Origin of the sequence: Microbacterium sp. T32, from assembly GCF_001619615.1 — a bacterium.
Classification (GTDB): domain Bacteria; phylum Actinomycetota; class Actinomycetes; order Actinomycetales; family Microbacteriaceae; genus Microbacterium.
Window position 1 is genome coordinate 1 of the sequence record NZ_LQQP01000010.1, and the last position, 487, is coordinate 487.

Sequence of the window (487 nt, forward strand, 5' to 3'; positions counted from 1 at the left end):
CTGGTAGGTGTACCCGAGGGCTTTGGATACTCCGGTTGCGATGGGGGTTGCGGTGTTGCCCCAGTAGAGGTCGCCGGTGGTGGAGAGTGTGCCTTGGGCGCCGACGAGGGTTGTTCCGGTTGGAATGTTGTTGAAGGCGGTGTCGACTCTTTGGCCGGTTTGTTCATTGTTGGCGAATCGTCGCATGGATCCCGTCGCCGACAATGTGTATTCGATGACGTACCAGTCCTGGTAGGTGTACCCGAGGGCTTTGGATACTCCGGTTGCGATGGGGGTTGCGGTGTTGCCCCAGTAGAGGTCGCCGGTGGTGGAGAGTGTGCCTTGGGCGCCGACGAGGGTTGTTCCGGTTGGAATGTTGTTGAAGGCGGTGTCGACTCTTTGGCCGGTTTGTTCATTATTGGCGAATCGTCGCATGGATCCCGTCGCCGACAATGTGTATTCGATGACGTACCAGTTCTGGTAGGTGTACCCGAGGGCTTTGGATACT

Annotated in this window: 1 protein-coding gene; it reads right to left on the reverse strand. The window is 57.7% G+C overall.

What is annotated here, in order from left to right:
* On the reverse strand, positions 1–487 hold a 487-nt coding region (locus tag AVW09_RS17890; protein WP_197462572.1), incomplete at both ends, for a hypothetical protein.